The sequence below is a fragment of the Flintibacter sp. genome, from assembly GCF_046973065.1.
The window spans coordinates 22,357-28,432 of sequence record NZ_JBKVXZ010000049.1; the positions used below are offsets into that span (position 1 = coordinate 22,357).

Consider the following 6,076-nt stretch of genomic DNA (forward strand, 5'->3'; position numbering starts at 1 on the left):
TAAGAGGGAAAAAGTAAGGTGTCGGCTGCGCCGACCAATTAAAATGGGTGATTTGATGAACACCAGTCCTCTCCTCTCTAAGTCAAAGGCCTTTGCCCTGGAAATTATTCAAGTCTGCAACCAGATCAAGCGGGAAAAACGAGAAACCATTCTGGTCAATCAGCTCCTCCGCTCCGGCACCAGCATTGGCGCCAACATCCGCGAGGCCTTTTACGGTCACAGCCGGCTGACTTTATCGCCAAGCTCCAGATTGCCTTAAAAGAATGTGCAGAAAGTGAATATTGGCTGGAACTCCTGCTGGAGAGCGGGTACTGCACTCAGCAGGCTCCCCTCTCCCACTGTGTGGAATTAAAAAAACTGCTGATAGCTTCTCTTAACACCGCAAAGTCCAAACAAGGAAATTCTCCTTAGCTGTTATAGAACATACGTTCTAATCCGTAGACATAATATACTCCCTTTGTCCGGTTCTGTCAAGTTTGTTTTTCCCGTTTTTACCAAGAAAAAAGCCGTAAATTGTCCTGACAACGGGACATTTGAGGAGAAAAGCACAAAAAACAGCGCGCCATATTTGAAATGGCGCGCTGTTTCTTTTGAAAATTATGCTTAGAAATACTGCTTGATGCCCTCGGGAGCCAGGTCGGGCTCGTCGCTGATGGTGATGGTGAACTTGATGTTGTGCTTCTCACCGAAGTTGTTCAGCCAAGCCAGGAACTCCTCGGTCTCGGCATAGTTCTCAATGGGAACGATCTTGGTCAGGCTGTCGATAAAGACATGGGTAATGTCATAGTTACCGGCATACAGGCCGCTGACGAAGCCCTTCAGGGCGGTGTAATTGGCAATATCATACTGGCTGGCCTCTACCAGGCGGATCTGATAGTGAATGTCGAAGGTGAGCTTGTTGCCCTTCTCGATGCACACCACGTTGCCGTGCTCGCTGCCAACGGCCTCGTTGATCATGTCAATCATCTGCTTGGTCTTGCCGGTGCCCTTCTTACCCATGATAACTCGAATCATGTGAATCACTCCTTAATGGATGTTACGTGGGAAGCAGGTCCCTTACGTTACTATAACTTTAACATAAGAGGAGCCGGTTTTCAACCGCAAAGTTATGAATTTTTTTGGTAGAGCGGCGGTCAGCGCAGAGCATAAATCCCGGCCTTTTCCGGAAAATCTGGAAAAGGCCGGGATTTGTTTCATTTCGTCGGATTTAGCCGCTTACAGCCGCTTTTCCAACTCTGCTTTCTCCTTCTCGTAACCGGGCTTGCGCCCGCCGAGTCAGGCCGCGAAGGCTTCGCTGCTCTTACAGGCGGGCCTCCAGAGCCTTCTTCTGCTCCTCGTAGCCGGGCTTGCCCAGCAGAGCATACATGTTGACCTTGTAGGTCTCCACGCCGGGCTGGTTGAAGGGGTTGACCTCCAGCAGATAGCCGGACAGGCCGCAGACATACTCGAAGAAGTAGATGAGGTAGCCGGCAGTCTTGGCTGACAGAGCGGGCATCTCGATGCGCACGTTGGGCACGCCGCCGTCCACGTGGGCCAGGATGACCGCCCGCATGGCCTGCTCGGCCACAAAGGCCATGGACTTGCCGGACAGGAAGTTCAGGCCGTCCACGTTCTCGGGGTCGTTGGGGATGATGAACTCGCCCTTGGGGGCAAACTGCACCACGGTCTCAAACATGAGCCGCTCGCCCTCCTGGATATACTGGCCCATGGAGTGCAGGTCGGCGGTAAACTCCACGCTGGCGGGGAACAGGCCCTTGCCCTCCTTGCCCTCGCTCTCGCCGTACAGCTGCTTCCACCACTCGGAGAAGAACCGGAAGCAGGGCTCATAGCAGGCCAGCAGCTCCACCTTCTTACCGCCCTGGTACAGAGCGTGGCGGGCAGCGGCATACTGCCAGGCGGGGTTCTCAGCGCCGCCCACGGACAGGTCGGTCATGGCCTGGGCCGCGCCGCCCATCAGCTCCTCAATGTCGATGCCGGCCACGGCGATGGGCAGCAGACCCACAGCGGTGAGCACGGAGAAACGACCGCCCACGTCGTCGGGCACCACGAACTCCTCGTAGCCCTCAGCGTCGGCCAGACCCTTCAGCGCGCCGCGGGCCTTATCGGTGGTGGCGTAGATGCGCTCCCGGGCGCCCTCCTTGCCGTACTTCTCCTCCAGCAGAGCCTTGAAGATGCGGAAGGCCACAGCGGGCTCGGTGGTGGTGCCGGACTTGGAGATGACGTTCACGGAGAAGTCCCGGTCGCCGATGAGGGCGATGGTCTCCAGCAGAGCGTCGGTGGACAGGCCGTTGCCGGCAAACAGGATGTCGGGGGTGTCCTTCTTCTTCAGATTATAGTTGGGAGAGGCCAGCAGGTCGATGACAGCACGGGCGCCCAGATAGGAGCCGCCGATGCCGATGACCACCAGCACCTGGGACTGCTGCTGAATCTTCTTGGCAGCGGCCTGGATGCGGGCGAACTCCTCCTTGTCGTAGTCCCGGGGCAGATACACCCAGCCGGTGAAGTCGCCGCCGGGGCCGTCATGGTTGGCCAGCATAGAGGCGGCCTTCTCCAGACCGGCCATGCGCTGGGTCAGGTAATCCTGGGGAATGAACCCCTCCAGTTTTGTCAAATCTAAGTGAAGCATACTTGCAGGTCCTCCTTGAGAAGTGAAGTATAGGATGCTGGAATCAGTATAGCACAAAACGCCCCGTTTTCCACCTGGAAAAAATCAATGGAAATGAGGAAATTTTTCTCCCTCCTGCACAGAAAAAAATGCAAAATAACTCTTGACAAATGGCGGCATACAGGATAAAATAATCCATGCTGTTCGGACGATTAGCTCAGCTGGTAGAGCATCCGCTTGACGTGCGGGAGGTCACAGGTTCAAGTCCTGTATCGTCCACCATCAAAACCGCTGTTTTCGAAAGAAAGCAGCGGTTTTTTCTAACTTTTTTGTCCATTTTCCTCTGCACTTCATTTCGTCCAAACATCTTTGACCACACAACAGCCACAGACAGGTAAAAATCTGCCCTCTGGAAGAAGGACTTCCGGAGGGCGGATTTTTTGTGCTCAGCACGCCGTTTTCCTGCCCCGAAGGGGGTCCAGCTCCCGTTTCATCTCCCCGATCAGCTCTGCCAGATTCCCCTTACTCTCCTCCATCAATTCCAAGGCATAGCACCGGATACACGGACAATACCTTTAGACAGTACACATCCTACTCATATCCGATAAATAAGTACACCTCTGATTTTGCAGACAGAAGCCTTGCAGCAGTTTTAGGGGGATGATATACTTTTACTCAGGAAAATGGTAGATTTAAGCTTGTACTGATATGTTCTAAATAGGGAGTGAATAAAAATGACGGAAGAAGAACGAATTTTTAAAGGCATGCTTTTCGCCTCGGAAGAAGCAGAATTAATCGGGAAAAAGCTGAAAGCGCATCGACTCAGTCAGGAATATAATCTTCTTTTTGAAGAGGAAAACGAAAAAAGGAACCACATCCTAAAAGATTTGTTGTTGGAAATTGGCGATGGTACATTTATGCTCGGACCTATCCACTTCCACTATGGTTGTCACACAAAAATCGGCGCACATTGCTTCATGAATTTCAATTTTACTGTGCAAGACGACGCCATGGTAACGATCGGAAATTACAATAATTTCGGTCCAAATGTAACCATCGTCACACCTATGCATCCAATGGTCGCCGAAGAACGCCGAGGAATGGTATGTAGCGATGGCGTAGAACGTTTCCTGTGCTATGCCAAACCTGTAACAATTGGAAATGATTGCTGGTTCGGTGCTAATGTCGTTGTGTGCCCAGGTGTAACAATAGGAGATAACTGTGTGATTGGGGCAGGGAGCGTCGTAACAAGGGACATTCCTCCCAATTCGTTTGCGGCAGGTACGCCCGCAAAGGTGATCAGGACGATTACCGATCAAGACTCAATCCGAAATATATTTGAAACAATTCATTAAGGCACATTTTGCAACAAGCCATTACGTTTTTCCATTCCAACCAGAATATTCTCCGGAGGTAATTTCTCCGGAGAATATTTTTTCTCAGCCCGCTTTTTTCTTGACCCGAAGTGACTCCAGTTCCGTCTTCATCTCCTTAATCAGCTCTGCCAATTTCTGCTCACATTCGTCTTCTGTCGAAGCATAAACATTTCGTGCGATTCGTTTTCCATTGACCCTTGGGGAGTACCGCCCTTCCCAGAGGTGGTCACCCAGTTGGGTGATGCACCCGGTTCCCGGCTTGCGGTATTTGCCCTTCACCGCCTGAAATGGCATGGCTTCTGGTTTCTTTTGGCGTTCCGTTTTTGCAGGCGGCTCCACACCGGCGATTCCCTGGTCGATGCGGTCGGCGGCCTTTTGCCGCATCTCATCGGTCACATGGGCGTAGACATTCAGGGTCGTGGCACTGGACACATGGCCGATGATGGTGGACAAAGTCTTGATGTCCATGCCGTGCTCCAGGGCGTTGGTGGCAAAGGTATGACGCAGGTCGTGAAACCGCAGATGCTTACACCCAGCCCGTTTCAGCACAGTGGCCAGCTTTTTCCGTACCGCCGCCGGGTCCAGGGGAGAATCCGCTTTCTTCGGCGACGGGAACATCCAGCGGGAGGAGCAGCTTTTCCGGTACCGCGCCAGAACATTCAGGATAGGCCCCGGCAGGATCACACTCCGGCTGGAGGTTCTGGTTTTGGGCGTTGAGACTACCAGCTCTCCCTTGATTCGCTGCACCTGACGCTCTATCCGCAGCGCCCCCGTTCGGAAGTCCAGGTCATCCCACTGCAGGGCCAGGATTTCGCCCCGCCGCAGGCCGGTGGACAGCTCCAGCAGAAGCAGCTCATAGCACCCGTCCTCTTTGGCCTGGATGAGCAGGCGCTGGATCTCCTCCCCCGTCAGCACGGCCATCTCTCTGGGATGGGTGGCCGGCGCTTTGCAGTTTGCGGCTGGGTTCTTGAGAAGCAACACATCCGCCACCGCCTTGTCCAGGGCCATGCGGCAGGTCACATGGCAGCTTTTCACCATGCGGTCGGACAGTCCCGGGCCGTACTGCTCCACCCGCCGGAGCCGTCCGCCCTGTTTCAGGCGGTGATAGAACTGCTGGAGATCGCTTTGAGTCAGTTGGGAAAGGGGTATGTGTCCCAGCTCCGGGATGATGTGCTGATAGATGCGGTTTTCGTAGTCCGCCTGGGTCTTGGGCTTGATGGTCGGTTTGCAGTGGGTCCGGTACCAGTGATCCAGCCAGGCCCCGAAGGTCATGTCCCCCTTGGGCCGCTTCGGCTCCGTACCCTTGAGGCTCTCCTTCAGGGCCTTCAGCTTGGCCGCGCACTCCCCCTTGGTCCTGGCCAGTACATTCTTCGTCTTTGGATGGCCCTTTTCATCATAGCCCACCACATACCGCCCCTCCCAGCGGCCGTCCTTTCTTAGGTGGAGACTGCCGTCTCCCCGCTTTTGCTGCTTTGCCACGGTTCCATCTCCTCTCCCAACAGCTCTGTCATAAAGTCCCCTACGATCTCAGCGGCGTTACGGTGCATATCTCCGGTCACATGGGTATAGGTGTCCAGAGTGAAGCTGGCCTTCGTATGGCCCAGGATGCCGGACAGGGTCTTGGCATCCACCCCGCTGGCCAGGGCATGGGTGGCGAAGGTATGGCGCAGATCGTGGAACCGAAGATCAGGCAGCCCCGCCTCCTCCAGCAAGCCTTTCAGACGCCGGTAGGCGTTGCCCGGACTGACCGGCTGCTCCGGGCAGAGAGGATTCGGGAAAATCCACTCTGTCTGAGAGGACTCTTTTCGCTCCCGCAGAAGCTGGGCTGTGCTCGACGGGAGCAGGATGGTCCGTGTCCCCGCATAGGTCTTTGTGCTTCCCTCCTCCATCCCGCCGCCCTTCCTGGCGTGGATCGTGCGGCATACTTTTAAGGTTCCGGCCTCTTCATCGAAATCGGACCACTTGAGGCCGCACAGTTCTCCTCTCCGCAGGCCGGTCGTCATTTCCGTGAGGAAGAAGTCCCGCCAGACCCAATCTTGTTTGACCGCCGCTTTGAATCTGTCCAGCGGCTCCTGGTTGAGAATGCTCTTCGTTC

Annotated in this window: 6 protein-coding genes, 1 tRNA gene and 1 pseudogene; 4 read left to right on the plus strand and 4 right to left on the minus strand. The window is 54.7% G+C overall.

Annotated features, from left to right (window positions below; all coding sequences use genetic code 11):
• The first annotated feature begins 55 nt into the window (after positions 1-55).
• A pseudogene (locus ACLTXB_RS14610) lies at positions 56-411 on the plus strand (four helix bundle protein).
• 192 nt (positions 412-603) lie between these two features.
• On the opposite strand, the gene ACLTXB_RS14615 reads toward ACLTXB_RS14610, so the two are convergent.
• Positions 604-1,014, minus strand: coding sequence for a hypothetical protein (locus ACLTXB_RS14615; protein WP_008982287.1), 411 nt, complete (start codon positions 1,012-1,014; stop codon positions 604-606).
• Between the two features lie 94 nt (positions 1,015-1,108).
• Between ACLTXB_RS14615 and ACLTXB_RS14620 the strand changes: the two genes are divergently transcribed.
• The gene (locus ACLTXB_RS14620) at positions 1,109-1,255 is read left to right on the plus strand and encodes a hypothetical protein (RefSeq protein ID WP_428227497.1); all 147 of its coding nucleotides are present in this window, start codon (positions 1,109-1,111) and stop codon (positions 1,253-1,255) included.
• A gap of 45 nt (positions 1,256-1,300) precedes the next feature.
• Here the strand turns inward: ACLTXB_RS14620 and ACLTXB_RS14625 are convergent, their stop codons facing one another.
• Entirely contained in the window at positions 1,301-2,626 is a 1,326-nt protein-coding gene (locus tag ACLTXB_RS14625) for a glucose-6-phosphate isomerase (RefSeq protein ID WP_428227498.1), read from the minus strand.
• Between the two features lie 185 nt (positions 2,627-2,811).
• Here ACLTXB_RS14625 and ACLTXB_RS14630 point away from each other — a divergent pair.
• Positions 2,812-2,887 (plus strand) — tRNA-Val (locus ACLTXB_RS14630).
• Positions 2,888-3,339: 452 nt separating this feature from the next.
• The gene (locus ACLTXB_RS14635; RefSeq protein WP_428227499.1) at positions 3,340-3,960 is read left to right on the plus strand and encodes a sugar O-acetyltransferase; all 621 of its coding nucleotides are present in this window, start codon (positions 3,340-3,342) and stop codon (positions 3,958-3,960) included.
• 84 nt (positions 3,961-4,044) lie between these two features.
• On the opposite strand, the gene ACLTXB_RS14640 is transcribed toward ACLTXB_RS14635, so the two are convergent.
• Both ACLTXB_RS14640 and ACLTXB_RS14645 read right to left on the minus strand, forming a co-directional pair.
• Positions 4,045-5,460 carry a tyrosine-type recombinase/integrase gene (locus ACLTXB_RS14640; protein ID WP_428227500.1) on the minus strand — a complete coding sequence of 472 codons (1,416 nt, stop codon included), beginning with the start codon at positions 5,458-5,460 and terminating at the stop codon, positions 4,045-4,047.
• Positions 5,418-6,076, minus strand: a 659-nt coding sequence (locus ACLTXB_RS14645) for a site-specific integrase (protein ID WP_428227501.1), incomplete at its 5' end; no start/stop codon positions are given. The genes ACLTXB_RS14645 and ACLTXB_RS14640, both read right to left, overlap by 43 nt.

Bases quoted from the DNA above. Each gene is read 5' to 3' on its own strand.
- ACLTXB_RS14615 (WP_008982287.1), bottom strand. From the start codon at position 1,014: ATGATTCGAGTTATCATGGGTAAGAAGGGCACCGGCAAGACCAAGCAG.
- ACLTXB_RS14620 (WP_428227497.1), top strand. From the start codon at position 1,109: ATGAATTTTTTTGGTAGAGCGGCGGTCAGCGCAGAGCATAAATCCCGG.
- ACLTXB_RS14625 (WP_428227498.1), bottom strand. From the start codon at position 2,626: ATGCTTCACTTAGATTTGACAAAACTGGAGGGGTTCATTCCCCAGGAT.
- ACLTXB_RS14635 (WP_428227499.1), top strand. From the start codon at position 3,340: ATGACGGAAGAAGAACGAATTTTTAAAGGCATGCTTTTCGCCTCGGAA.